The organism is Alkalihalobacillus trypoxylicola (assembly GCF_001590785.1).
Taxonomy (GTDB): Bacteria; Bacillota; Bacilli; order Bacillales; family Bacillaceae_D; genus Alkalihalobacillus; species Alkalihalobacillus trypoxylicola.
Genome location: NZ_LTAO01000011.1, coordinates 20579 through 45889 on the forward strand (window position 1 = coordinate 20579; position 25311 = coordinate 45889).

The 25311-nt window shown below is 36.3% G+C and carries 27 protein-coding genes; 25 read left to right on the plus strand and 2 right to left on the minus strand.

Annotated features, from left to right (window positions below; all coding sequences use genetic code 11):
* Positions 1-247 precede the first annotated feature (247 nt).
* The 10 genes from AZF04_RS06905 to AZF04_RS06950 all read left to right on the plus strand — a co-directional run bounded on the left by AZF04_RS06905 (position 248) and on the right by AZF04_RS06950 (position 8660).
* Positions 248-1144, plus strand: a complete 897-nt coding sequence (locus AZF04_RS06905; RefSeq protein ID WP_061948110.1) for a hypothetical protein — start codon at positions 248-250, stop codon at positions 1142-1144.
* Between the two features lie 22 nt (positions 1145-1166).
* Positions 1167-2426, plus strand: a complete 1260-nt coding sequence (locus AZF04_RS06910; RefSeq protein WP_061948111.1) for a tetratricopeptide repeat protein — start codon at positions 1167-1169, stop codon at positions 2424-2426.
* A gap of 141 nt (positions 2427-2567) precedes the next feature.
* The gene (locus AZF04_RS06915; protein ID WP_045484058.1) at positions 2568-3116 is read left to right on the plus strand and encodes a ReoY family proteolytic degradation factor; all 549 of its coding nucleotides are present in this window, start codon (positions 2568-2570) and stop codon (positions 3114-3116) included.
* Between the two features lie 491 nt (positions 3117-3607).
* The gene (locus AZF04_RS06920; RefSeq protein ID WP_061948112.1) at positions 3608-4069 is read left to right on the plus strand and encodes a YpiF family protein; all 462 of its coding nucleotides are present in this window, start codon (positions 3608-3610) and stop codon (positions 4067-4069) included.
* Between the two features lie 146 nt (positions 4070-4215).
* Positions 4216-4713 (plus strand): QcrA and Rieske domain-containing protein, encoded by a 498-nt coding sequence (locus tag AZF04_RS06925; RefSeq protein WP_061948113.1) that lies wholly within the window; start codon positions 4216-4218, stop codon positions 4711-4713.
* 15 nt (positions 4714-4728) lie between these two features.
* Positions 4729-5400 (plus strand): menaquinol-cytochrome c reductase cytochrome b subunit, encoded by a 672-nt coding sequence (gene qcrB / locus AZF04_RS06930; protein WP_045484049.1) that lies wholly within the window; start codon positions 4729-4731, stop codon positions 5398-5400.
* 44 nt (positions 5401-5444) lie between these two features.
* Positions 5445-6224: a menaquinol-cytochrome c reductase cytochrome b/c subunit gene (locus AZF04_RS06935; RefSeq protein ID WP_061948114.1), complete on the plus strand. Its 780-nt coding sequence runs from the start codon at positions 5445-5447 to the stop codon at positions 6222-6224.
* A 146-nt stretch (positions 6225-6370) separates the two neighbouring features.
* Positions 6371-6970 carry a DUF1405 domain-containing protein gene (locus AZF04_RS06940; RefSeq protein WP_082795274.1) on the plus strand — a complete coding sequence of 200 codons (600 nt, stop codon included), beginning with the start codon at positions 6371-6373 and terminating at the stop codon, positions 6968-6970.
* An 87-nt stretch (positions 6971-7057) separates the two neighbouring features.
* Complete coding sequence (ypjB, locus tag AZF04_RS06945; protein WP_061948115.1) at positions 7058-7858, plus strand: sporulation protein YpjB; 801 nt, start codon at positions 7058-7060, stop codon at positions 7856-7858.
* A gap of 127 nt (positions 7859-7985) precedes the next feature.
* Complete coding sequence (locus AZF04_RS06950) at positions 7986-8660, plus strand: zinc metallopeptidase (RefSeq protein ID WP_045484298.1); 675 nt, start codon at positions 7986-7988, stop codon at positions 8658-8660.
* A gap of 204 nt (positions 8661-8864) precedes the next feature.
* On the opposite strand, the gene AZF04_RS06955 is transcribed toward AZF04_RS06950, so the two are convergent.
* The gene (locus AZF04_RS06955) at positions 8865-9743 is read right to left on the minus strand and encodes a YitT family protein (RefSeq protein ID WP_045484041.1); all 879 of its coding nucleotides are present in this window, start codon (positions 9741-9743) and stop codon (positions 8865-8867) included.
* Between the two features lie 140 nt (positions 9744-9883).
* Here AZF04_RS06955 and AZF04_RS06960 point away from each other — a divergent pair, with 140 nt between their 5' ends.
* From AZF04_RS06960 to AZF04_RS07020, 13 genes are all read left to right on the plus strand, one after another.
* A complete protein-coding gene (locus tag AZF04_RS06960; protein ID WP_045484036.1) occupies positions 9884-10243 on the plus strand; it encodes a nucleotide pyrophosphohydrolase in 360 nt (119 codons plus the stop codon).
* Positions 10230-11030, plus strand: coding sequence for a 4-hydroxy-tetrahydrodipicolinate reductase (gene dapB / locus AZF04_RS06965; RefSeq protein ID WP_061948116.1), 801 nt, complete (start codon positions 10230-10232; stop codon positions 11028-11030). The genes AZF04_RS06960 and dapB overlap by 14 nt, the downstream gene beginning before the upstream one ends.
* 17 nt (positions 11031-11047) lie before the next feature.
* Positions 11048-11464 carry a methylglyoxal synthase gene (gene mgsA / locus AZF04_RS06970; RefSeq protein WP_061948117.1) on the plus strand — a complete coding sequence of 139 codons (417 nt, stop codon included), beginning with the start codon at positions 11048-11050 and terminating at the stop codon, positions 11462-11464.
* Entirely contained in the window at positions 11457-12152 is a 696-nt protein-coding gene (bshB1, locus tag AZF04_RS06975; protein ID WP_061948118.1) for a bacillithiol biosynthesis deacetylase BshB1, read from the plus strand. The genes mgsA and bshB1 overlap by 8 nt, the downstream gene beginning before the upstream one ends.
* A gap of 15 nt (positions 12153-12167) precedes the next feature.
* Positions 12168-13286 (plus strand): N-acetyl-alpha-D-glucosaminyl L-malate synthase BshA, encoded by a 1119-nt coding sequence (bshA, locus tag AZF04_RS06980; RefSeq protein ID WP_045484026.1) that lies wholly within the window; start codon positions 12168-12170, stop codon positions 13284-13286.
* Between the two features lie 41 nt (positions 13287-13327).
* Positions 13328-14446: a CCA tRNA nucleotidyltransferase gene (locus AZF04_RS06985; RefSeq protein ID WP_061948119.1), complete on the plus strand. Its 1119-nt coding sequence runs from the start codon at positions 13328-13330 to the stop codon at positions 14444-14446.
* Positions 14443-15417, plus strand: coding sequence for a biotin--[acetyl-CoA-carboxylase] ligase (locus AZF04_RS06990; RefSeq protein WP_061948120.1), 975 nt, complete (start codon positions 14443-14445; stop codon positions 15415-15417). Before AZF04_RS06985 ends, AZF04_RS06990 begins: the two co-directional genes overlap by 4 nt.
* Positions 15418-15686: 269 nt before the next feature.
* Positions 15687-16517, plus strand: coding sequence for a 3-methyl-2-oxobutanoate hydroxymethyltransferase (gene panB / locus AZF04_RS06995; RefSeq protein ID WP_061948121.1), 831 nt, complete (start codon positions 15687-15689; stop codon positions 16515-16517).
* Entirely contained in the window at positions 16518-17375 is an 858-nt protein-coding gene (gene panC / locus AZF04_RS07000) for a pantoate--beta-alanine ligase (RefSeq protein WP_061948122.1), read from the plus strand.
* Between the two features lies 1 nt (position 17376).
* Positions 17377-17760, plus strand: a complete 384-nt coding sequence (panD, locus tag AZF04_RS07005) for an aspartate 1-decarboxylase (protein WP_061948123.1) — start codon at positions 17377-17379, stop codon at positions 17758-17760.
* Positions 17761-17824: 64 nt separating this feature from the next.
* The gene (locus tag AZF04_RS07010; protein ID WP_061948124.1) at positions 17825-18796 is read left to right on the plus strand and encodes a tetratricopeptide repeat protein; all 972 of its coding nucleotides are present in this window, start codon (positions 17825-17827) and stop codon (positions 18794-18796) included.
* Between the two features lie 22 nt (positions 18797-18818).
* The gene (gene dinG, locus AZF04_RS07015; RefSeq protein WP_235599939.1) at positions 18819-21656 is read left to right on the plus strand and encodes an ATP-dependent DNA helicase DinG; all 2838 of its coding nucleotides are present in this window, start codon (positions 18819-18821) and stop codon (positions 21654-21656) included.
* Positions 21634-22977: an amidohydrolase gene (locus tag AZF04_RS07020; RefSeq protein ID WP_235599940.1), complete on the plus strand. Its 1344-nt coding sequence runs from the start codon at positions 21634-21636 to the stop codon at positions 22975-22977. Before dinG ends, AZF04_RS07020 begins: the two co-directional genes overlap by 23 nt.
* Positions 22978-23028: 51 nt before the next feature.
* Here the strand turns inward: AZF04_RS07020 and AZF04_RS21145 are convergent, their stop codons facing one another.
* Entirely contained in the window at positions 23029-23181 is a 153-nt protein-coding gene (locus AZF04_RS21145) for a hypothetical protein (protein WP_156479511.1), read from the minus strand.
* A 163-nt stretch (positions 23182-23344) separates the two neighbouring features.
* Here AZF04_RS21145 and AZF04_RS07025 point away from each other — a divergent pair, with 163 nt between their 5' ends.
* The gene (locus AZF04_RS07025) at positions 23345-23827 is read left to right on the plus strand and encodes a cell wall elongation regulator TseB-like domain-containing protein (protein WP_061948126.1); all 483 of its coding nucleotides are present in this window, start codon (positions 23345-23347) and stop codon (positions 23825-23827) included.
* Positions 23828-23926: 99 nt separating this feature from the next.
* Positions 23927-25219 carry an asparagine--tRNA ligase gene (asnS, locus tag AZF04_RS07030; protein ID WP_061948127.1) on the plus strand — a complete coding sequence of 431 codons (1293 nt, stop codon included), beginning with the start codon at positions 23927-23929 and terminating at the stop codon, positions 25217-25219.
* Positions 25220-25311: the final 92 nt, after the last annotated feature.

Below are 25311 nucleotides of genomic sequence, written 5' to 3' on the forward strand. Positions count from 1 at the left end.
TCTAAAGACAAGGCTCCGATTTTCATCTTAAAAACCACATTCTGTAGTCTTCATATACGATGTATGCCAGGAACTTTGAATTTCCGTTTTGATTATTTCCTTTTAAAAACGACAGTATTCTATTTACCTATGTCTCTTTATCGCTTTGAAGAAGTTTAATTAAGTCTATTCTGTTCTTATTTCATAAGTTGATTCATAGCTTGTCTATAACTAAAAACTTTTAATGAGTGAGAATGGGGGAATCCACATGTATTTACTAGATCAAGTAAAAAAACAACAAGGAGATACACAAATAAATCGAGTATATTTAATTAAAGATCAGAAGGTAGTATTTGTGAATGAAGAATTTTCAAAATGGAATAAGGTACGTGTAAATGTGTCTGGTTTTACCTTAACAGCAGGTCATGTTCAAAGTGAGTACCAATTATTAAATGATTTATCAGATGATGAGTTTGAATTTAGACAAAAAACGTTAATTGAACATGGGTGTACAACGGTCATGCTATTTGTCAAAATTCAATATGAAGCTCAAATTGAAAAGAAGCTACTAGCAGTTATTGAAAAACTAAAATCGAGTACGATTGATTATGTGCTTGGCTTAGAGATTCCACTCCGATTATTAAGACCTTCTGTCTTAATTCTTTGTAAGAAATTAACGATACCCTTCTTACATGTTATATGTGATGAGCAATCTGACATCGAGCAAATTCCTTGGATGTATATAGCACAAGCTAGTTTATCTTACCGTGTCGTTCTAATGCCTTCGTTTAAACATGAGTCATTTAAAGAAAAGCAAAATCAAAAGTGGCACTGGCAAAAATATACGAAAAAATATGCAATTGCTAACGAAGAGTATATTCGAGAAGGGCAGCGCTGGGAACGAAGAGCTTTACAAAAGGTTGGATTGTATCCACAAAAAGGAGAGCTTCTAGTAGGAAGTGATTTGGATTATAACCTTTACACTGCTGACGAAAGTCAATTAGTTGAAGGAAGCCATAAACTGGATTATGATAAGAGAAAACCTAGCGCTGTCATATTAAGAGGAAAATCTCTTAAAATTGATCATCATCATTTTTTGATAGCTGGATTTGGCCAACACATTAGAATAAAAATGCCGGGACGCTTACTTTCAGTTGGAAATTAGCGGAATGTTTTAGGAGGAAGGTATGAAGTACTTGGATGAAGGTTTACAATTAATTGAAGAAGGAAAGCTAGAAGAAGGTTTAAATAAATTAAATATAGCTGAAAAAAATGCCAATCATGATCAGTTGTTTAGCCTAGCTGAAACTTACTACGAGTTAGGACATTTACAAAAAGCGCAGTCCATTTTAGAGAATCTCCTTGAATTGTATCCTGATGAAGGTTCTATTATTGTTTTTTTAGCGGAGATTTATATTGATTTAGATTTAGAGGATGAAGCGATCGATTATTTATTAGAGATTAAGGATAACGATGATAGTTATCTACAGGCACAATTATTACTCGCAGACTTGTATCAGCTTCAGTCATTAGATGAAGTAGCAGAGCAAAAACTGTTAGCTGCTGCAAAAAAAGCGCCTGATGAGGTCATCATAACTTATGGATTAGGTGATTTTTATTTAGGAAGAGGAGATTACGTTAAAGCTGTTCCTTTTTTAAAAAAAGCTGTTTTTAAAAAAGATGAGCTTAAGGGTATCCCTATTGAATTAAAATTAGCTGAAGCTTATAGTGCAAGCGGACAATTTGAAGAAGCTTTGCCTTACTATCAAAAAGGTCTCGACGAGCATTTTGAACCAAATGCCTTATTTGGATATGGCTTCACAGCGTATCAAGTGGGAGATTATATTTTAGCCATTGAGCAGCTTGAGGCCCTCCAATCTCTAGATCCTGATTTTACGACATTATATCCATATTTAGCTAAAGCCCAGGAAGCTGAAAATCGTTTAGATGATGCGATGGAGAGCTTGCGAGCCGGTATGAGAATGGATGAATATAATGACCAATTATATATTTTAGCAGGTAAATTGAGTTTTAAAAGGCAAAGACCTGAAGAAGGTGTTTCCTTCTTACAAGAGGCTATTGCTATTAATCCTGCAAATTTAGAAGCGATTCAAACTTTGGCAGCTTATTTTAAAGAACAAGAATTATATGAGGAGCTTTTAGATTTACTTCATAATGTGCGTCACTATGAGGAAGAGGGAGATCCATTGCTTACTTGGTATGAGGCTGATGCATTGAATAAAACAGATGAGATTGACCAAGCAGAGAAAAAGTTTAGAGAAGTTAGCGAGCAATTAGGTGATGATTTAGATTTCTTAGAGGACTATGGCTATTTTCTATATGAAATGGGCTATCGAACTGAAGCCATTGAAAAGTTTGAAAAAATATTAATTCAACAACCTGCCCGTGATGACTTGAGACAATTAATCATAGATGCCCAATCATGAATTATTTTTAAATAAATTGATAAAAAAAAAGGGAGAATGGATAGAGAAAGCGAATAATATTGTATATGATACGAATCATTAAGGTAAGAAACGTATCGTTTGGTTGAAGAAGTGAGAACGATTTGTGGAGGAGGTAATAACATGAGTAGCACGGTTCCAATCGTTGAGAAAAAAGATTTTTTAAGAAACTTTTTAAAACAATATGACTTAAAGCGAAGAGAGTGTGCATGGCTTTTAAATTATTTAATGAGTGATGATGAGCTTTTAGAAAAAGTTCATTTTGTTGAATATGCGGATAATGCTCCAAAATCTTTAGTTATTTCAGCCAATGGCGTCGATAAACCTCCCTTTTCATTTCATAAGTATAATCATATTACAACGGATGCTGAAAAAGCTTTCCATGATATTCGCTTAAATCAAAATGAAGACATATATATTGAACTCCATTTTATAGGGGCAAGAACCTATCCGCCTTTTTTATCGGTGTTAGAAGAGAATCCTTATATGCCTGAAAGTAAGGAACGGATGGAAGCCCACGAGAAATATGCTGAAAAAATATTATCCATATCTTTAATGACCTTTCAAAAACAACAATTAGTAAAAAGAATTGATGAAGCATTGGATCGAAAAGATAAAGAAACTTTTTTACAATTATCAGAGGAACTCAAGCAATTAAATACATTAAGGTAATCAAATCCTTCATTCATTGAAGATGGGGAAGAACCTGTTTTTAGTTTGAATTAGCTTGTAATAGGTGCATAAGAACAAATATTGAACAAGGGTGGGATATAACCACTTTCATACAAAACACGAGTCGGATGAACAGAATGCTGTTCACTGGCTCGTTTTTGATTTTAATGAAAAACAGTTTTTCGATGATGTTTGGAGGGTCAAATTCAATATGAACTTTGGCATTTCTTATCTGTGAGAAACGAGTGTAATGAAAATAGTCTTTATTTAAAATAAAGAAGCAACGTTCATATAAGTGAACGAAAACATATTTAATGACAGGCTGAAATCTACTTTTAACCATATTTTTTTGTGACGCTCCTCATTTATGCGTTTTGTTTGTATCGCTTTTTTTGTATGATGATAATGGTCAATCATCTTAAAAGAGATAGGCAAAATAACTGTTCATTTGGTTTCATTTTTGCTAGGATGTTTAAAGGAGGATGATGAAGATGCAATGGAAAGTTTTAGAAATGGATCAATACATACAGGCTAAAGAATATGTGGATACAGCAATCATTCCGTTAGTTCCAATTGACATAAAAGAGGAAGTCAAATCAACTGTTTCTATGGGTGAATTTATTTCTATTATTTCACATGAATTAGAAAAACAGTTTAAAGGTAGAGTTTTATTAATACCTAGCTTTACTTATTTAAAAAGCGAAAGTGAAGAGGATAAAACAGAGAGACTTAATCAATGGATTGAAGAATTACAAAATGCTGGTATGCGCCATTGCTTGCTTTTAAGCTCGGATGCTAGCTGGAGGCTCTCTGAAAATCGTTTACAGGGAGATTTATTCTGGCTACCAACTATTCCACTTGAACATTTAGATTCAGTGAATAAACGTAATGTAATTGCGGAACAAATAAAACAACTTGTTCCTTTATTGACAAATAAGTGGCAAAATCGTTAACATTTCAACTTTATCTTGACGAGAAAGTGTCCGGAAACAATTGACACTGTTAGCTCTCTAAGCTATTATGGGTTATGTCCTAGTATATTCTGTGTTGAATTATGTCCTTAAAAAGGAACACCTTATGAGGTTGGGGGGGAAAACAATTGAGTGAAAAAGAACATAAAGTATCGAGACGTCAGTTTTTAACTTACACTCTTACAGGTGTGGGAGGCTTTATGGCAGCTGGAATAATGATGCCGATGGCTCGTTTTGCCCTTGATCCGGCTTTGAAGGCAGGTGCAGAGAGTGAAACTGCCTACGTCTGTGAGCTATCTCAGCTAACTGAAGAGCCACAGCTATTTCCTTTTACTTATAAGCAGACAGATGCATGGTATGAATCAGACGTATCAGAATCTGCTTACGTGATGTTAGTAGGGGACGAAGTGTTAGCTTTATCTCCAAAGTGTACACATCTTGGCTGTCAAGTAGGGTTTGGCACAAATGACGAACACCCTGAACAGTTCTACTGTCCTTGTCACTTCGGTCGCTTTGATAAGCAAGGGATTAATATAGCGAATACGCCGCCAACAAGACCTTTAGATGCATATGAAGTGACAGTAGAAGATGGAAAAGTGAATGTAGGCCAAATTTATAGACGTTAAGGAGGGGCGTAATCAATGCTCCAGAAAATTTATGATTATGTGGATGAGCGTCTCGATATCACACCTATGTGGCGAGATATTGCGGATCATGAAGTCCCAGAGCACGTGAACCCTGCTCACCATTTTTCAGCATTCGTATATTGCTTTGGTGGGTTAACATTCTTCATTACTGTTATTCAAATTTTATCCGGTATGTTTTTAACGATGTACTATGCACCAGATATTATTAATGCATATAATTCTGTTGCTTATTTACAGCAGCAAGTAGCATTTGGTGTTATTGTACGTGGGATGCACCACTGGGGTGCAAGTTTAGTTATTGTTATGATGTTCCTACATACGTTACGAGTATTCTTTACAGGTTCTTATAAGAAGCCTCGTGAGCTTAACTGGGTAGTAGGTGTACTTATTTTCTTTGTTATGCTTGCATTAGGTTTAACAGGATACTTATTACCGTGGGATATGAAAGCTTACTTTGCGACAGTTGTAACATTAGAAATTGCAGATAGTGTGCCTATTATAGGTGGCTTTGCGAAGGCCTTACTGGCTGGTGGAGAAATAGTTGGTGCTGTTACATTAACTCGTTTCTTTGCTATTCATGTATTCTTCCTTCCAGCTGCGCTACTTGGACTATTAGCAGCTCACTTTATTATGATTAGACGTCAAGGTATTTCTGGTCCACTATAAAATCAAAATTAGATTATTAATCAAGCAGCGAAGGAGGGAATAAGATGAAACGTGGTAAAGGGATGAAGTTCGTTGGTGATTCACGTGTAAAAGCGGACGGACGTATGAAAAATATTCCAAAGGATTATTCGGAATACCCAGGAAAAACAGAAGCGTTTTGGCCAAACTACTTGTTAAAGGAATGGATGGTTGGAGCTGTATTTCTAATGGGATTTCTCTGTTTAACAATTGCGCACCCAGCCCCGCTTGAAAGACCAGCCGATCCTTCGGCAGCGGGATATATTCCACTACCGGACTGGTATTTCTTATTTCTGTATCAATTATTAAAATATAGCTTTGCATCTGGGGTTTACAATGTGATTGGAACAGTCGTTATTCCAGGTCTTGCTTTTGGAGCTTTATTAATCGTTCCATGGTTAGATACAGGAAAAGAGCGTCGTCCATTAAAACGTCCAGTTGCTTCAAGTTTAATGTTACTAGCGGTTATTTCTGTTATTTATTTAACTTGGGAATCAATTGACCAGAACGAAGCTCCGGCCGATCAAGGAGCGATCGTTGAGGAAGGTGAAATTGATACCGATGCAGAAGGATACGCTATTTATCAAAATGAGCAATCCTGTATTGGTTGTCATGGCGATACGATGGCAGGTGGTGCAGGTGGTCCTTCATTACTTGAAACGGAACGCTCGGCAGAGGAAATTAAGGATGTTATTATTAACGGAATCGAAGGTACAGGAATGCCAGCAGATGCTTTCACAGGCACAGATGAAGAGCTAGAGATTTTAGCCGAATACATTGCTGCTCATGGTAATCCTGAAGAATAATCGTTAAAAAGACGCGTCATCTTTTAGATGACGTGTTTTTTTTGCTTTTGTAAAGAAAACGAAGCCTAAATAGAATAGTAGAAAGTTGACAAGCTTGATTGGATAGTCAAAAATGAAGAAGGAAATATAGAAAGGATGATGGTGAATTGTTAAGACAGTGGCTGACCTTATTCGGTCATCGATCGATGATACTATTGCTATTAGCTATTAATATTCCTGGTACCCTTTATGGTTTTTACTGGTATTGGGGGCAGCTTCAAAATACCCCTCCTCAATTTTTAATATTTGTGCCAGATTCTCCAACAGCAAGTTTATTTTTTGTGTTCGTTTTGATTGCTTTTTTATGGAAAAAGAACTGGCCTATTATAGAAGCTTTAGCTGCCGTTACGTTAATCAAGTACGGAATCTGGGCGGTGGTAATGAATGCGTCTACAGGACTTTTAGGTGGGTCTTTAAACTGGCAGCATTATATGCTAATTTTTTCCCATGCAGGTATGGCTCTTCAAGCGCTCATCTATAGTCCGTATTTTAGAATAAAGAGCTGGCACTTAGCGATTGCAGCGATTTGGACGTTACATAATGATTTTATTGATTACTTTTTTGGAATGCATCCTTATTTATCAAGCTACTTAATGCCTCATATTAGTAGTGTGGCTGTTTTTACGGTTTCTTTAAGTGTTTTATCGATTTTAACTGTTTATTTTGTTAGTGTACGAAATAAGCAGCTGAAGCTCACGATTCAGTAAATTCGTTTTCTCTAAAGTTCTTGTCCCTTTTTGGTCTACTCTTGTCCTTATTTTCATAGGATGGAAATAGATGAAGGAGGGACCAACATGCGTCGTGCTTTTTTTGTATTTGGAATTGTATGGACAACCATATTACTTTTTCCATTAATGGCCATGGCTGAAGAAGATACTAAGGAAACTTGGAAAGAATTAAACCAAACCTCAGACCAAATACTGCAGCTTGTTAAGCAAGAAAAATATGAGGATGCTAAAAAATTAATAGGCTATTTTTCTGATGTCTTTTTAAGGCTTGACTTCAAAGCAGAAGGACTGACAATGAATGATTTGAGAACCGTTACGATTACCGTCGATAAAGCAAATGAAGCATTAGCTTCTGTAGATATGTCTTATAGTGAAAGAGTTCATGAAGTAACGAGCTTTCGTTTAGCTGTTGATGCATTATCGAGTGACTTCCATCCATTATGGCTTTATACAGAGGATACGATCATGACCGTTCTTCAACATTTAACAGAAAACATTAAAGAAGGGTCAGCTCAAACCTTTCAGCACGGATTAAACGAATTTCTGTATCAATATAAAATGGTCAGGCCAGCATTACTCATTGATTTGGAGCCTATGCAATTACAAAAAATAGAGTCACAAATAAAGTTTCTAGAATCATTAAGAGTAGATGTAACCAATCAGGAAGTCATACTTAACCATTTGGAAAGCATGATATCAGAGTGGGAAAGTCTTTATCAGCAAGTAAAAGAAGAACAAGCGGACCCTTCATTGTTATGGGTAATCATTACAATAGGAGGTATGATTTTCTTTAGTCTATCTTATGTTGGTTGGAAAAAATATAAAGCGGAGAAAGAGAAAAGCGATAAAATAAGAGCTAAAGAATAATGTGATGAAATTGTGAACATAGTAATAAAATGTAGCAGGAATTCAAGCACATTGTTTGACTATAATTGACCAATTCTCATAAAATAGATAGTAACAACATGAATAGGAGTGTGGGAATGAAATGAATATGATGTTTATCATTTATTTCATATTACTATTAATTATCCCTTTATGGGCGCAGAGTAAGGTAAAGTCCGCTTACCGTAAATACTCACAGGTACAGGCCTCATCTGGCTATACGGGTGCGCAAGTGGCTCGAAAAATTCTTGATGATAATGGGTTATATGATGTTAGAGTCGAGGAAACAAGAGGTACTTTAACAGACCATTATGATCCGCGATCGAAAGTGGTTCGTTTATCTACAGATAACTTTCATGGCACCTCAGTGGCAGGAAGTGCCGTAGCAGCTCATGAGGTAGGACATGCAATTCAGGACCAGCAGGAATATGCTTTTCTACGATTTAGAAGTGCGTTAGTACCGGTTGCGAGCTTTGGTTCCAACGTATCCTTTTTCTTTATCCTTGCTGGTATCATCATGGGATTATCCAATATGCTTTTATTAGGTATCGTCTTCATGGCTGCAGCAGTCGTATTTCAACTAGTTACTCTTCCTGTAGAGTTTGATGCTAGTAATCGAGCGATGTCTCAAATGGTTTCCAGTGGAATTATTCGAAATGAAGAGGAACGGGAAACGAAAAAGGTTTTAAATGCAGCAGCACTTACTTATGTAGCAGCAGCTGTAGTTGCCGTTCTTGAATTACTAAGATTCGTTTTAATGTTTATCGGAATGAATGATGATTAATACTTAAAGAGGCTGTTCCTAAAGGTTAGTAATAATTGACCTTATAGGTTCAGTCTTTTTTATGGATAGCTAAAAGCTCCGATTGAATAGGCTTCAGAATGCATAGTTAACGACTTTAAAGTAGATAAAAATCTTAAAAAGAATCGAGATGTTAACTTCTCGATTCTCTTTTTTTGAATCATTTGAACAAGCCTGTTTGTTATATTATGACTTATTAAGCGGTTTTTTATTTTCATCTAATGTGAATCCTTCACCGATTACATCCTGCACATCATTAACAGAAGCAAAAGCGTGTGGGTCGATTTGCTCTACTAAATTCTTTAAACGAATGAGTTCATTTCGACCTACTACACAATAAAGAACTTGCTTATCTAATCCACTAAAAGAACCTTTACCTTTTAGAATGGTGGCTCCTCTATCCATATCCTTTAAAATTCTAGCGGCAATTTCTTCGGCTTTTTCGGAAATAATAATCGCCGACTTAGCTGAATAAGCTCCTTGCTGGATAAAGTCAATGACTCTAGCGGCTACAAATACAGCTAAAAGGGTATACATCGCCTCACGGTAGTTTAAATAAATAAGTGAGCTAGTTATTACGACAGCGTCAAAGATGAACATCGTTTTCCCCATGCTCCAGCCTAAATATTTAAAGCCAAGCTTGGCGATTATATCTATTCCACCGGTTGTTCCTCCAAATCGAAAAACAATTCCTAAGCCCACTCCAATAAAAACTCCAGCAAATAAGGCTGCTAAAGTCATATCATCCCTTAAAGGTAGATAAACAATAGGGTATCTTTGAAAGAGTTCAAGAAAAAGCGAAACACTTAGCGTACCGATGACTGTATGTATAAAGGTCACTCTACCTAATATTTTCCAACCAATAAGGAGAATCGGAATATTTAAGATGAGGTTGGAAATAGCTGGGTTGAAATTGAATAAAAAGAATAAAATTAAAGTGATTCCTGTAAATCCACCATCCGCTAATTGGTTTTCCATGTTAAAGTACACTAAGCCAAAGGACATAATAGCAGAGCCTAAAAGAATCATGACAATGTTTTGTATTTTGATTGAACCCAAAAACATTCCCCCCTTCGGTATTGGTTGTTGGTTGCCATCTATATTATAGTAAATAGTTATTTTTTCAGCAAATTTAGTTTTTAGTATTTGTCAAAAGGGGACGGATTCGCTAACATGTAATCAAGGAGAAGGTGAGGTGCTTAGCAATGGAATCAAAACGAAAATCAATGGAAGAAATGCAACAAGAGGTCGATCAATATATTGGGCAGTTTAAGGAAGGCTATTTTAGCCCTTTAGCACTGCTAGCGAGACTCACGGAAGAGCTTGGTGAATTATCAAGAGAAGTAAACCATTTTTACGGAGAAAAGCCGAAAAAATCAAGTGAAGAAGAAAAAACAATGGAGCAAGAAATGGGAGATATGTTATTTGTGCTGATTTGTTTTGCTAATTCTTTGGAAATTGATTTAGAAGAGGCGTTTGATATCGTTATGAATAAATTTAAAACAAGAGATAAAGACCGATGGACAAGAAAGGAACAAGGTGAAATAAATCATGAGTCAAATTAAAATTGTTATTGCAGGGCCTCGTGGAAATATGGGTAAAGAAGCGGTAAAAATGGTTGAAAAAGTAACCGATTTTGAGCTGTTGGCCGTTGTGGATTCAAGAAACAATGGTAAGATGGTAAGAGATTTAGAAGGTTTACCTCCATTAGAGGTGCCTGTGTATGAGCAAATGGAGGAATGTTTGCAAAAACATCAACCAGATGTGTTAATTGATTTAACGAACCCTAAGTTTGGTCGCAAACACATGGAAGCTGCTTTTAAATTTGGTGTATCTCCTGTAGTAGGTACAACAGGATTCACGGATCAAGATTTATTAGAGCTTGATGCTATCGCAAAAAGTCAGAAAATAGGAGCGATTATCGCACCTAACTTTGCTATTGGCGCTATCTTAATGATGAAATTTGCCCAAACGGCTGCAAAGTATATGCCTGATGTGGAAATTATCGAACGACATCATGACCGTAAATTAGATGCACCATCAGGAACCGCGATTAAAACCGCTCAACTGATTTCAGAGGTTCGTGAGAAAAAAAATCAAGGACATCCTGAGGAGAGAGAAGAATTAGCTGGTGCCCGTGGTGCTGATTATGAAGGAATGAAAATACATAGTGTTAGACAACCAGGCTTAGTGGCCCATCAAGAAGTGGTGTTTGGAAGTGTCGGTCAAACATTGACGATTCGACATGACTCTATTAACAGAGAATCCTTTATGCCAGGTATAGAGCTGGCCGTTCGGGCCGTTAAAAATATAGAATCACTCGTTTATGGACTTGAACATTTAATGGACTAAAGTAGGGGAGAGAGAAAATGAAAATAGCCTTAATTGCTCATGATAAAAAGAAAGACAGAATGGTTCAATTTTCAATTGCCTATAAGAATATTTTAAAAAATCATGAATTATATGCAACAGGAACAACTGGTTTAAGAGTTATGGAGGCAACCGGCCTGAAGGTACATCGTTTTAAATCGGGGCCTCTAGGCGGCGATCAACAAATTGGGGCGCTAGTTGCTGAAAATCAATTTGATTTAATTATTTTCCTACGTGATCCGTTAACATCTCAGCCACATGAACCGGATGTGTCTGCACTTATCCGTTTATGTGATGTTAATGATGTTCCGCTAGCAACGAATATTGGAACAGCTGAAATTTTGATTAAGGGTTTAGAAAGAAATGATTTTAAATGGCGAGAAATGGTTCATGATAAGGAATCAGAAAATGAGTGATATAGATATTTTAGCATTTGGAGCTCACCCTGATGATGTAGAAATTGGAATGGGGGCAACATTAGCTAAATATACGCAAGAAAAAAAGAAAACCGTTATTTGTAACTTAACTTATGCAGAATTGTCATCTAATGGGACCGTTCCATTAAGGCAGGAGGAAGCGACTCAGGCAGCCGCTGTGTTAGGAGTTCAGGAAAGAATTCAGTTAGATCTTTCCGACCGAAAGTTATCTTTTATAACTGAAAAGGAAAGCCAAAAAATAGTCGATGTTATTCGGAAATATCAGCCTAAATATGTTTTTGCTCCATATCCTATTGATCGTCACCCCGATCATGGTCAATGCTTTCAAATCATAAAAGATGCGGTGTTTGATGCGGGTATTCGACGATTTGAAACGGATCAGTCCTATTCTAGCTGGAAGGTTAAAGAGCTGTTTTCTTATTTTATTAATAGCTATGCTCAGCCTGATTTTGTCATGAATGTAAGTGATGTGTACGACAAAAAAATGGAAGCTTTACAGTGCTATAAAAGTCAATTCGTCCCAAAGGATGGAGTCGAAACGCCGTTAACTAATGGGTACATTGAAGCTGTAGAGGCTAGAGACCGCTTATACGGTAATGAGGCAGGAGTGCAATACGCTGAGGGATTTAAAGCGATGAAACCATTATTATTCAACCAACTTATATAAAAGGATCGTTCTAATATGAAAAAATTAAAAATAGGGATAAGCTGTTATCCATCAGTAGGTGGCTCGGGAGTCGTAGCTACTGAATTAGGGAAACTGTTAGCAGAAAGAGGGCATGAGGTACATTTTATTACTTCTAGTATTCCTTTTCGGCTAGATCGAGTTTATCCTAACATTTATTATCATGAAGTAGAAGTTAATCAATATTCCGTCTTTCAATATCCTCCTTATGACTTAACGTTAGCAAGTAGAATGGCAGAGGTAGCTAAGCGAGAAAATCTAGATGTTCTTCATGTTCATTATGCACTTCCTCATGCGATTTGTGCGATTTTAGCGAAACAAATGATTGGCAATGATATTAAAATCGTGACAACCTTACATGGTACGGACATTACGGTTTTAGGCTACGACCCATCATTAGTAGGGTTAATTCGATTTGCTATTGAGCAATCAGATGTTGTTACGGCTGTTTCGGCCGATTTAATTAGTCAAACAAAGGAATTAGTTAAAACGGATAAAGACATTTGTACGGTTTATAATTTTATTGATGAACGTGTTTATTATCGAAAAGATGTAAAAGATTTAAAGAAACATTATGGATTAAAAGAAGGCGAAAAGGTTTGTATACATATTTCTAACTTTAGACCCGTTAAGAGAGTAATGGATATTATAAAGACGTTCAAATTGGTCGTAGAGCAAATAGATGCAAAATTATTGTTAATCGGTAATGGGCCTGACTTACCTCGAGTTAGAAAGTTAATTCAAGAATATGATTTAGAGGATAAGGTATTAGTATTAGGAAACCAAAAGCATATTTCGGAGCTTCTTTCGATGAGTGACCTCTTGTTTCTTTTAAGTGAAAAGGAGAGCTTTGGACTCGTTGCATTAGAAGCGATGGCTTGTGGTGTTCCGGTTATAGGCTCTAATATTGGCGGAATTCCAGAAGTAATTGATGATGGAATTAGTGGTTATTTAGGAGAAGTAGGTGACATAAAAGGGTTCTCAGAAAAAGCTCTCAAGTTGCTAACCGACGAATCATTGTATGCAGATTTTCAAAGAGAGTCTTTAAAGAGAGCAGAGAAACACTTTTCGTCATCTGAAATTGTCAAACAATACGAAGCCATTTATCGAGCTTAATAAAGGTATTAAGTAAAGGGCTATTGTGAAGGGGCTAAGAAATGGATATACAACAAACCAATCAAATTTTGCTGCGCTTGCATCAACAAGGCTACCGCGCTTACTATGTTGGTGGAGTCGTTAGGGATCGGTTACTAAAGAGAAACACGAAGGATATAGATATCGTAACCTCTGCTCCTAGTAGTGAAGTTCTCAAGCTGTTTTCCAAATCTTTTCAAATGAACAATGCCCACGATACCGTTATTGTAAGAAATAACCGGTCGGTTGTTGAAATCACAACAGAACGAGGAGAAAGCTTAAAAGAGGATTTAAACAAAAGAGATTTTACGATTAATAGTTTGGCGCTATCCATAAATGGTGAAATCATTGATTATGTGGGTGGAGCTTCTGATTTGCAAAAAGGGATCATTCGAAGTAATCAACCCTTAGAGAGAATGGTCGAAGATCCTTTGAGAATGCTTAGAGCAGTACGTTTCCAAAGTGATCTTGGTTTTCAAATAGACGAAGAATTACAAAATGTAATCAAAAAGCATGCTAATCTCATTGAAAAAACGGCATTAGAGCGTGTAATAAAAGAATTTGAGCTTTTCATAGGCGGTTCATTTCGAGAGTCGGTGATGAAACAAGGCCATACTCAAAAGATTCTTTATACATTACCTGGTTTTAAAATGAACGAAAAGACGTTCCTTCAATTACAGAAGCTTGGAAAAATAGACACCTCTGATCGTTCCCTTATATGGGCAGCTTTTGCTATCTCCTCACAACAAAATACTTATACTAAGCTACCTTTATCAAAGTCCATTTTAAAAGAAGTAAAAAAAATGGAGCATTTTTACTACTATAGGGAAATGAATGAATGGGAAGAGTATTCTCTGTATGAAGCATCATTAGAGATAGCTCAAAAAGTTGAATGGTTACGACAGAAATTTGACTTAGAAGCTACTCATCATTTAAAGGATATGTGGTCAAATTTACCAATCCATTCACGTGAAGATTTATGCTTGGATGGCCACGATTTAATAAAGAAACTTAATGAAAAGCCAGGTCCTTGGATCAAGGATTGGTTATTGCAAGCTGAAAAGATGATTATATGTGAAAAAATACCTAATGAAGTGAATACGCTAATAGATGAGCTAGTAAGGAGAAATGCAGCTCTATGAAGGAATTATTATTAAAAATATTAGTCGAAAATAAAGGGACATTTATTTCTGGTGAAAAATTAAGTACGGAATTAAACTGTTCCCGAACCGCGATATGGAAGCACATGGATGCATTAAGGAAAAGTGGATACAAGGTGGAGTCTGCACCAAAGAAAGGCTACCGTTTAACCGAAATTGCAGATGGCATTCAACCACATGATATCCAGCTTTATTTACAAACGAAAAAAATAGGTCATAAAATTCATAGCTTTGATACGTTACCGTCGACTCAAATAGTAGCGCGGGAATTGGTTTTAAAAGGTGCAAAAGAAGGAGAAGTCATTATAACCAATGAACAAACCGCAGGTAGAGGTAGGCTTGGAAGAGCTTGGCATACCTCACAGCAGAAGGCGTTAGCCTTTAGTTTACTTTTAAAGCCGGCGATTTTACCGAGGGATGTTCCGAAATTAACATTAGTAACAGCAGTAGCGGTCATTAGAGCCATCAAGGAGCTCACAAAGCTTCCAGTTCAAATCAAGTGGCCTAATGATATTATTTTAAATGGAAAAAAATTAGCGGGAATCTTAACAGAAATGCAATCGGAAGCTGACAGTGTTCATTGTATCATTGTGGGGATTGGTTTGAATGTTAATCAGACTGAGGAGGATATTCCGACAGAACTGAAGGACATTGCTACTTCTTTAAAAATGGAAGGCGGACAGGAATACAGAAGAGCCGCTTTATTAGCAAAAATTTTAGAGGAGATTGAGTGTTTATATGAGTTGTATTTGTCCGAGGGTTTTTTGCCGATAAAAGCGATGTGGGAAAGTCACGCTATTCATATCGGGACAACCGTTGAAGTACATACAATTCAGGAAACGATTCAAGGTATTGCTCAAGGAATAAATGATGATGGTGCTTTACAGGTAATGGATCAAACAGGTAAGCTTCATTCTGTTTACTCAGCTGATGTTTCAATAAAAAAACCATAACCTATGTCCTAGGCTTCACATTCAACAAAGAATGTAATCTGTGTTATAATTTCACTAGTGGGCTGTATCTTATATGAATAGCACCACTTTTATAAAATGAGACATATTTTAAATAGTCTGCCTTGATCCGAGCTGGACTAGGACAGAGGGATTCATGACTCGAAACCAAAGTATTCTGTTGGTTTATTTAAAGATGCATCCTTCTTATTTAGGGTGTTTTTTTATGTTGTCGTGAAGCACCTCTTAAATTAAAATTTAGGAGGAATAAAATGAAAAAAACATCAAGCTTTCTTCAAATGAAACAAAAGGGTGAAAAAATAGCGATGATGACTGCCTATGATGCACCATCTGCTTCTCTTGTAGAAAAAGCCGGAATCGACATGATATTGGTCGGTGATTCACTCGGTATGGTCGTTTTAGGCTATGATTCAACGATACCAGTAACCTTAGAGGATATGATTCTTCATACAAAAGCGGTTAAAAGAGGAGCAAAAGATACATTTGTTGTCGCTGATTTACCTTTTTTAACCTATCATGCTTCTCTAAGCCAGACGTTTGAATCTGCCAAGGCAATGATGCAACAAGCAGGTGCTGATGCAGTTAAGGTAGAAGGAGCAGCTGGAGTTGTCGAGAGCATTCGACAATTAACGAATGCTGGAGTACCAGTCATGGGTCATTTAGGTCTAACACCACAGTCAGTTGGTGTTCTTGGTGGTTATAAAGTGCAAGGTAAAGATGAAGAAAGTGCAGCTCAGCTATTAAAAGATGCAAAAGCGCTCGAACATGCAGGCGCATTTGCTTTAGTGATAGAATGTGTACCAGAGCAAGTAGGAAAAGTGATTTCTGAACAACTGAATATTCCAGTGATCGGAATTGGAGCAGGAGTTCATACGGACGGCCAAGTATTAGTTTATCATGATGCAATTGGTTACGGAGAAGCGCATGTTCCTAAGTTTGTAAAACGCTATGCAAGTGTTTCTGATCCGATCGTTACTGGTGTAGAAACGTATGTAAAAGAAGTGAAGCAAAGTCAATTCCCAACTAAAGAACATAGTTTCTTTACAAAGGAAACTCCTCTGAGCTTATATGGAGGAAAATAAATGGAACTTGTAAAAACGATTATAAAGATGGACGAGATCGTAAAGGATAAGCAAAGTCATCAACAGACGATTGGTTATGTGGCTACAATGGGTTATTTACACGAAGGTCATTTAAACTTAGTAAAGCAAGCGAGGAATGACTGTGATATCGTGGTAATGTCTATTTTTGTTAACCCTCTTCAGTTTGGACCAAATGAAGATTTTGAATCTTATCCTAGAGATGAAGAAAGAGACAAACAACTAGCTGAGGATGCCGGGGTAGATTATTTATTTATGCCGACAGTATCAGAAATGTATCCAACTGAAAGCTTCATGAAAATACGTGTTGAAAAAGGAACGGATGTTTTATGTGGAGCTAGCAGACCAGGTCATTTTGATGGGGTGGCTACAGTTGTGATGAAGTTGTTTCAAATCATTGAACCAACAAAAGCTTATTTTGGATTAAAGGATGCTCAACAGGTAGCGATCATTAAGAATATGGTCAAAACCTTTAATTTAAAACTGGATATCGTTGCATGTCCAACGGTTCGAGAAGAGGATGGCTTAGCAAAAAGCTCAAGAAATGTATATTTATCGGAAAAAGAAAGAGCGTTAGCTCCACAGCTAGCGATGTCTTTAAACGAAGCAAAAATGCTGATGGAGAAGGGAATGCACAGTAGAGCAGATATTATCTCTTTTTTACAGCAAAAAATGCAGCAAATCTCATTAGGAAAAACGGATTACGTAGATGTATTGAGCTTCCCAGCTTTGGAAGCAAAAGAGTTATTAAAAGGAGATGTTATTGTCGCTCTTGCTTATCAATTTGAAAAAGCAAGGCTTATTGATAACATTTTAGTCACTATAAAGGAGGAGCTTTGATATGTTAAGACATATGATGAGAGCTAAGCTACACAAAGCTACCGTAACAGAATCTAATTTGCATTATGTTGGCAGTATAACGATAGATGAAAATTTAATGGATGCAGTAGGTATTCTAGAAAATGAGAAAGTTCAAATTGTCAATAATAACAATGGATCTCGCTTTGAAACATATGTAATCAAAGGAGAACGCGGTAGTGGTGTCTGCTGTCTTAACGGAGCAGCGGCAAGACTTGTTCATCAAGGCGATACGGTTATTATTATAGCCTATGGTTTATTAGATGAAGAAGAGTTGAAGCAATTTCAGCCAAAAGTCGCTGTATTAGGAGAGAATAACAAAATTCTCGAGATGTTAGGAACAGAACCAGCTTCTACCGTTCTATAATGGGTATACTTCCCCCTTCTTAGCAAACACTTAAAAGGTAACATTGTTAAGAGGGGGGATTTATTTGGATCAGTGGCTACAGCAAGCAGAATGGATCGATCATCTATCGGTGAATTGGAAAGATATATCAGCAGTCAATCAGAAAAAACAAGTGGAGAAGCTAGAAGAATTTTCTCAATCAATTTTCGACTTCTGGACAGAAATTGAAGAACAATTGTACTTGTTAAAAGATCAGCTAAAGCCTGAAGCTTTTCCATGCGATTATCGATCAAAAGGAACGATATATTTCCAACTTGACATGTTTCCACAAGCTTGTGAACAGCTTCAATTAGAAAAAGCAGTGGGAGAAGAGGAAGGACTTAGAATTTTATATCTTGCTTATTCTTTCCTTTATTGTCAACAATTAAACAAAGCAAAGGAACATTTTTTATATGCATTATCCTTTTTTAAGTCCGATCATCATGTTGAAATCACTCATTTTTGCTATATTGGATTAGGCTGTATCATGGTAAAATTAGAAAAATACGATGAAGGTATTCATTTTTTTGAAAAAGCAAATGAATGGTTAACAGATAACGATGATGTCGTGTATAATTTAGGCATCTGTCATTTCTTAAATCAATCCTATGAGCATGCTAGGTTTTACTTCGAAAAAGCGATTGAAAATAATGACCAAGATGGAGAAGCTTATTATTTTTTAGGCTGTAGCTTATTGCAATGCGACCAAAGAAACGAAGGGTTTAAAGCTTTTGGACATGCTTTTCATTTATTAAAGTCATCGGAAATGATTATAGCTTTAGCCTATTTATTAGAGTGGAATGGTTTGTTTAAAGAAGCGATCGCATGCTACAAAAAATTGTTACCCTATGAAAAGTGGAAGCAACATAGCTTACATGGTGTTGCTTGGAATTACGGATTATTAAACCATGTAGATAAATCTTTAGAATATTTTCAGCAGCTATTCAAGGTGAATCCAACTCATCAAGCAGGAAAGCATTCTGTTGAGTGGTTAAACCATGTTTGGAGTGGTTCATAGCCTTCTGTAAAGGTAAAATGAGGTGTTAGTATTGGAACGTTATGTGGTCATAGATTTAGAAACAACCGGTCACTCTTTTAAAAAAGGAGATCGAATTATTCAAATTGGGGCAGTCGTGATCGAGAACGAACAAATCGTCGAGCGATTTGCCTCTTTTATTCAACCTGGAATAAAAATACCTGAATTTATAACGGAATTAACCGGTATTCGTGATGAAGATGTGGTGAATGCTCCTACGTTCTCAGAGGTTTATCCATTATTAAAAGAGATGCTAGAGTCTAGACATTTTGTAGCTCATAATGTCCTTTTTGATTATTCCTTTTTAATAGAACATATAAAAGCGATAGGTGAAGCTCCGCCGAGATTTTATTGCTATGATACGGTTGAATTATCGAGAATATTATTACCTCAAGAGGAAAGTTATAAACTTGGTCATTTAGCAGAGCAGCTCGGTTTTACACATGATCGCCCCCATCAAGCAGATAGTGATGCTGAGGTTACAGCAGAACTTTTTATCCTTTTACATAATAAATTAAAAGCATTACCTACAACGACATTAAAGCACTTGCAAAAGCTTACCAAGAATTTTCGTACAGATTTTACTAGACTGATTACACCCATTTTATTAAAAGAACGATTTGAAATAGACCAAAATTATGATCACTTCCGTGCATTGTCACTCAAAAAAAGAGTAGATGAAGAAGAAGCATTATTTTCTTCATCACTTACTTTTGGCGACTTTATTCAAACGTTTAAAATGGGCGATGTTCAAATGAAAAATGTTTTTCATCTTTATGAAAAAAGGCAAGGACAAGAACAGATGATGGAAGCGATATATGATGCTTTTTCACAAAATGAACACGCCTTAATTGAAGCTAGTACAGGGACAGGTAAATCATTAGCTTATTTAATCCCATCAGCCTTTTATAGTATCGAGCACAATCAGCCTGTCGTTATAAGCACTCAAACGATTCCCTTACAGGATCAATTACTAACAAAGGATATTCCGATTTTACAAAATTTTTTACCTTTTACGGTAAGGGTTGCCGTCTTAAAAGGTAGAAATCATTATCTATGCTTAAGTAAATTTGAACAGTCACTTACAACATTTTCAGATGATAGCTATGATATTTGCTTAACAAAAGCTCAAATATTAATTTGGATTACAGAGACACAAACAGGTGATGTTGAGGAATTGTCTTTACCCTCTGGTGGAAATGCATATTGGAATGAAGTTAAAAGTGATGCTTCTACTGATTTAGGTGCCTACAATCCGTGGATGAGCCGATGCTTTTACTATCGAGCGAAAAAGAAAGCTCAACAAGCTCATCTCATCATTACGAATCATGCCTTATTATTAACCGATCTTCAAAATAGCCAAAGTATTCTCCCAGCCTACAAGCATGCAATCATTGATGAAGCACATCATTTTGAAGAAGTAGCATCAAACCATTTAGGGGTTTCAACTGATTATTTCACGTTTACATACTTTTTCCAAAGATTAGCTCCAGGTCTTGATTATGGTAGTTTAGAACGATTGAAATCGTTACTTATGAAGTATAGCTGGATAAAGGAAATAGACTTTACGAAAGCAGAAGAGCGCTGTATAACCATAAAAGAAGAATTAGATGAAGCATTTCGTATGATATATAGGTATGTTGAAAAAAAACAGGATACGAACCAATCTGATGTTGGGCGTATGTCATATCGCTATCAGAGCTATCAAGAAAAAGGTCAAATGTGGAATGCTATTTTAGAAAATGTCATGAGAATTCATTTTTTAAGTAGAGAATGGTGTAAACCTTTAGTAAATCTTTGTGTAACCATGCAAGAACAAGTAGAATTAAATTATGAAGAAAAGAGCTTTTTAGCTGATTTTAAGTCACTAATTGAACAATATGATCAACATGAGCAATACCTTTATGAACTATTATTAGAAAGTGATCCGAATTATGTTTATTGGATTGAAATTGAGCCAAAAGGAGCTAGAAATGCTGTATTCTTGTATTGTCGGCCTATAGAAGTCGGCGAAATACTTGCGGATCAATTTTTTACAAGTAAAAATAGTGTCATTCTTACTTCAGCAACCTTAACGGTCTCTCAAACCTTTGATTATCAATTAGAAAAATTAGGGTTAAACGATTTTGGACCAAAAGAAATCATGATTCCTACTTCCTTTGATTATGAAAAACAGGCACGATTATTTTTACCAACAGATATGCCTTCGATTAAAGAGGTAAGCGAAAGAGAATTTGCTGTCGAGGTAAGTATTAAATTAACACGGTTAATTGAGGAAACGACGGGTAAGATGCTAGTTCTTTTTACCTCTTTTGATATGCTAAGAAATGTAAATGAATTTGTTAAGGATATGGGTGTAGATGTTCCTATCATTGCACAAGGAATTACGACTGGTAGTAGATTGAAATTAATGAAGCTTTTTAAACAAAGCGAAAGAGCGGTTTTATTCGGAACGAGTAGCTTTTGGGAGGGAGTAGATTTACCTGGAAAAGATTTAACCCAGCTAGTAATCGTTCGATTGCCTTTTGCTCCACCTGGTCAGCCGACACTGGAAGCGAAATTAGAGAAAGCAAAAAATGATGGCTATAATCCATTCCTATATGTTTCCTTACCACAAGCGATTATTCGCTTTAAACAGGGATTTGGAAGGTTAATCCGTTCTAAAGATGATTATGGATGCATTTTTATACTAGATAAAAGAATATCGACCACAACCTATGGAAAGAAATTCTTAGAATCATTACCAAATATTCCGGTTATCACTGGAAAATTAGAAACTTTACTAAGTGAAGCGATTAAGTTTGAGGGAGAACATGTCCATGAAAATGACCAAAGAAAATAATACACATTCCATTTTAATTCGAAATATAAATTGGGTCTCTCATCAACAAAATCAAGTGACAAATGGCTATGTCATTATCGAAAATGGTACCTTTTCAAAGCTAGGAGAAGGAGAGCCTACCCCACAAGAGTTAGACCGTGTAAAGCAAGTCAAATGGGGAAAAGGTAAATGGCTCATTCCAGGCTTTGTTAATACTCACACACATACAGGTATGAATTTGCAAAGAGGCTATTCGGATCAACTTCCGTTACAACAATGGCTACAGCAAAAAATGTGGCCATTTGAAGCGAATTTAGACAGAGAAGCTGTGGCAGCTGCGAGAGGACTAGCCATGGTAGAAATGATTAAATCAGGAACGACGACCTTTTTAGAGATGTATCATTTATTTATGGATGATTTTGCAGAAGATATTATAAATAGTGGTATGAGAGCGTCATTAATGAGAGCGATGATAGGGTTATGTTCAAGGGAAGAACAGGATGCGAAACTTAAGGAAGCAACCCATTTTGCTAAAACATGGCACAAGGAAGCTAACGGACGTATTCATACAATGATGGCACCTCACGCTCCTTACACGTGTCCGCCAGACTTTATTGAACGTATTGTAGAGGTAGCGAATGATTTATCGATACCTGTGCATATGCATCTCGCTGAAACTCTTAAGGAAACGGAAGATCATATCCATACATATGGGCTACATCCCATCCAGCATTTAGAAGAGCTTCAATTGCTTAATGAAGTAGATTGGTTATTCGCCCATGCTGTACATTTGAAAGAAAAACACATTGAAATCATTCAAAATGCTCAATCCAACATTTCTATCAGCCATAACCCAATTAGTAATTTGAAGCTTGGCTCTGGAATTGCACCAATTAAGATGATGTTAGAGAAAGGAATACCGATTACATTAGGAACAGATAGCGTGGCTTCTAACAATACGTTAGATATGGTAGAGGAAATGAGGGTAGCAGCGTTAATTCATAAAGGTATCAATCAAAATCCAATGTTAATGGATGAAATAACCACTTTTAACATGGCTACAATAAATGGCTATCGTGCTCTTCAATTTGAGCAGGTAAAGGGTATTGTAGAAGGTAGTGAAGCAGATTTCCTTTTAATTAACCAAAATGAAGCTCATCTTCAACCTTCTATCCAGATATTTTCACATCTTGTTTTTGCTTTAAACAGTCATGATATTACGGATGTGTACGTACAGGGAAAAGCATTGATGGAAAACCGAGAACTTTTAACGCTCGATAAAGAAAAAATAATACAAGAGGCTAATGCTCACTTTCATCGTTTGGAAGGTTTGTTAAAATAAGAATAATTCCTGCTAAAAGCAGGAATTAATTGAGGTGTGAGTCGGGAAATTTTAGTTTTTTTCTTGCTGAAATCGTAGTGGGAATTCTGTTTGTCGAACAGTTAAAGGAAACGTATTGTGCCATTCCTTTTCACTACGGCTTAGGAGAGAAATATGTTGCTTTTGCTGCATATAAAGAGAATAGATCGTCGATTGACTTGGCATCACATTTTCCTCCTTTTTCCCTTATGTTTTTATTATTTCATTTCGCTTAAAGAACTATGACTAGAAAATGTTGTGACATTTAGGATATATTGAGGTTTGATAAATCTTTAGCTTTCTATAGGTTTAATGATGAAAGACAATTAAGATAAGGTTGGGTTTAAGAATGAAAAAATGGATTATTTCAATCGCTTTACTAGTCATTGCTTCTTTCATAGGTTTAAGCATTTACGGATATCAACTGATTCGTGAGCCATTGAAAGAAAATTATAACCTGGCAGAACAGTATACGTTAGAAAATAATTTACTACAAACTATTGAAGAAGTGGAATATTATCATGGTACTGAGGCCTATTATGTAGTATATGGTAACGATGCAGAGGGCGATTCAAGTGTAGTATGGGTAGCCAATGACTTTGATGGGCATGATGTGAGAAAAGCAGATGAAGGAATTGATGAAGAGCGAGTTCGTAGCATTGTTGAGGCTGAGCACAATGTAAAAAGTATTCAGCGAATACGCTTAGGATATGAGCGGAATTTACCAACTTATGAAGTGACGTTTATTGATGAACAAGATCGTCAAAGTTATTTTTATGTAACCTTTGAAGACGGAACCTTTATGAAGAGATATCATTTAAATAGAGATTAATTTCTATTTTAGTATATAAAATAAATTGACTTCAATTTTTGCAAACCGTTATAATTAATAACGGTATCAAGTAGAAGTAATCAGTATGGAGGGTATAACTTGAAAACAACAATTAATCAAGTAGGTCAATTCGTTAACCAAGAAGTGACAATAGGAGCTTGGATTGCCAATAAACGATCAAGTGGAAAAATTGCTTTTTTACAATTAAGAGACGGGACAGGCTTTATCCAAGGTGTAGTCGTTAAAGCTGAGGTAGAAGAGGATGTATTTAAATTTGCCAAGTCCATTACTCAAGAAAGTTCTGTATACATAACGGGTAAGGTACGGGCTGATGAGAGAGCTCCCTCTGGCTATGAGCTCACGATTACGGCAATGGAACTCATTCATGAAGCGGTTGATTATCCAATCACACCAAAAGAACACGGCACGGAGTTTTTAATGGATCATCGTCATTTATGGATTCGTTCAAAAAAACAGCACGCTGTCTTGAAAATTAGAAATGAAATTATTCGTGCTACTTACGAATTCTTTAATAAAGAAGGCTTTGTGAAAGTTGATCCGCCTATTCTAACGGGAAGTGCACCTGAAGGAACTAGTGAATTATTCGCTACGAAATATTTTGATGAAGATGCTTATTTATCTCAAAGTGGACAATTATATATGGAAGCAGCTGCTATGGCTTTAGGAAGAGTGTTTTCATTTGGACCGACCTTCCGAGCGGAAAAATCTAAAACGAGACGTCACCTTATTGAATTTTGGATGATTGAGCCAGAGATGGCTTTTGTAGAGTTTGATGAAAACTTAGAAATTCAAGAGCAGTATGTGTCTTACATCGCTCAATCTGTTTTAGAAAACTGCCAGTTAGAATTAAAAACGTTAGGACGAAATCAGGAAAGCCTTCAAAAAATTCAAGCACCATTTCCTCGAATTACTTATGATGAAGCATTGGCTTTTCTTCATAAAGAGGGCTTCGATGATATTGAGTGGGGAGATGATTTTGGATCTCCACATGAAACGGCTATTGCTAACCATTATGACAAGCCTGTGTTTATTACTCATTATCCAACGACTCTTAAACCATTCTATATGCAACCAGATTCGAAGCGAGAAGAGGTTGTATTATGTGCGGATTTAATTGCTCCAGAAGGCTATGGTGAAATTATTGGTGGATCCGAAAGAATCAATAACTTAGAGCTTTTAGAACAGCGCTTAAATGAACACCAGTTAGATCCGAAAGCCTATGAATGGTATGCTGAGTTGAGAAAGTATGGATCGGTTCCACATTCTGGATTTGGTTTGGGATTAGAAAGAACCGTAGCCTGGATGGCCGGTGTCGAGCATGTCAGAGAAACGATACCGTTCCCAAGACTTCTTAATCGACTTTATCCATAAAAAATATAAGAGGCTATGATCATTAGTCTTATAAGAAAAACGAGTCCGATCCGATTATTGGACTCGTTTTTTTAAGGTTTAAAAAATAGCAG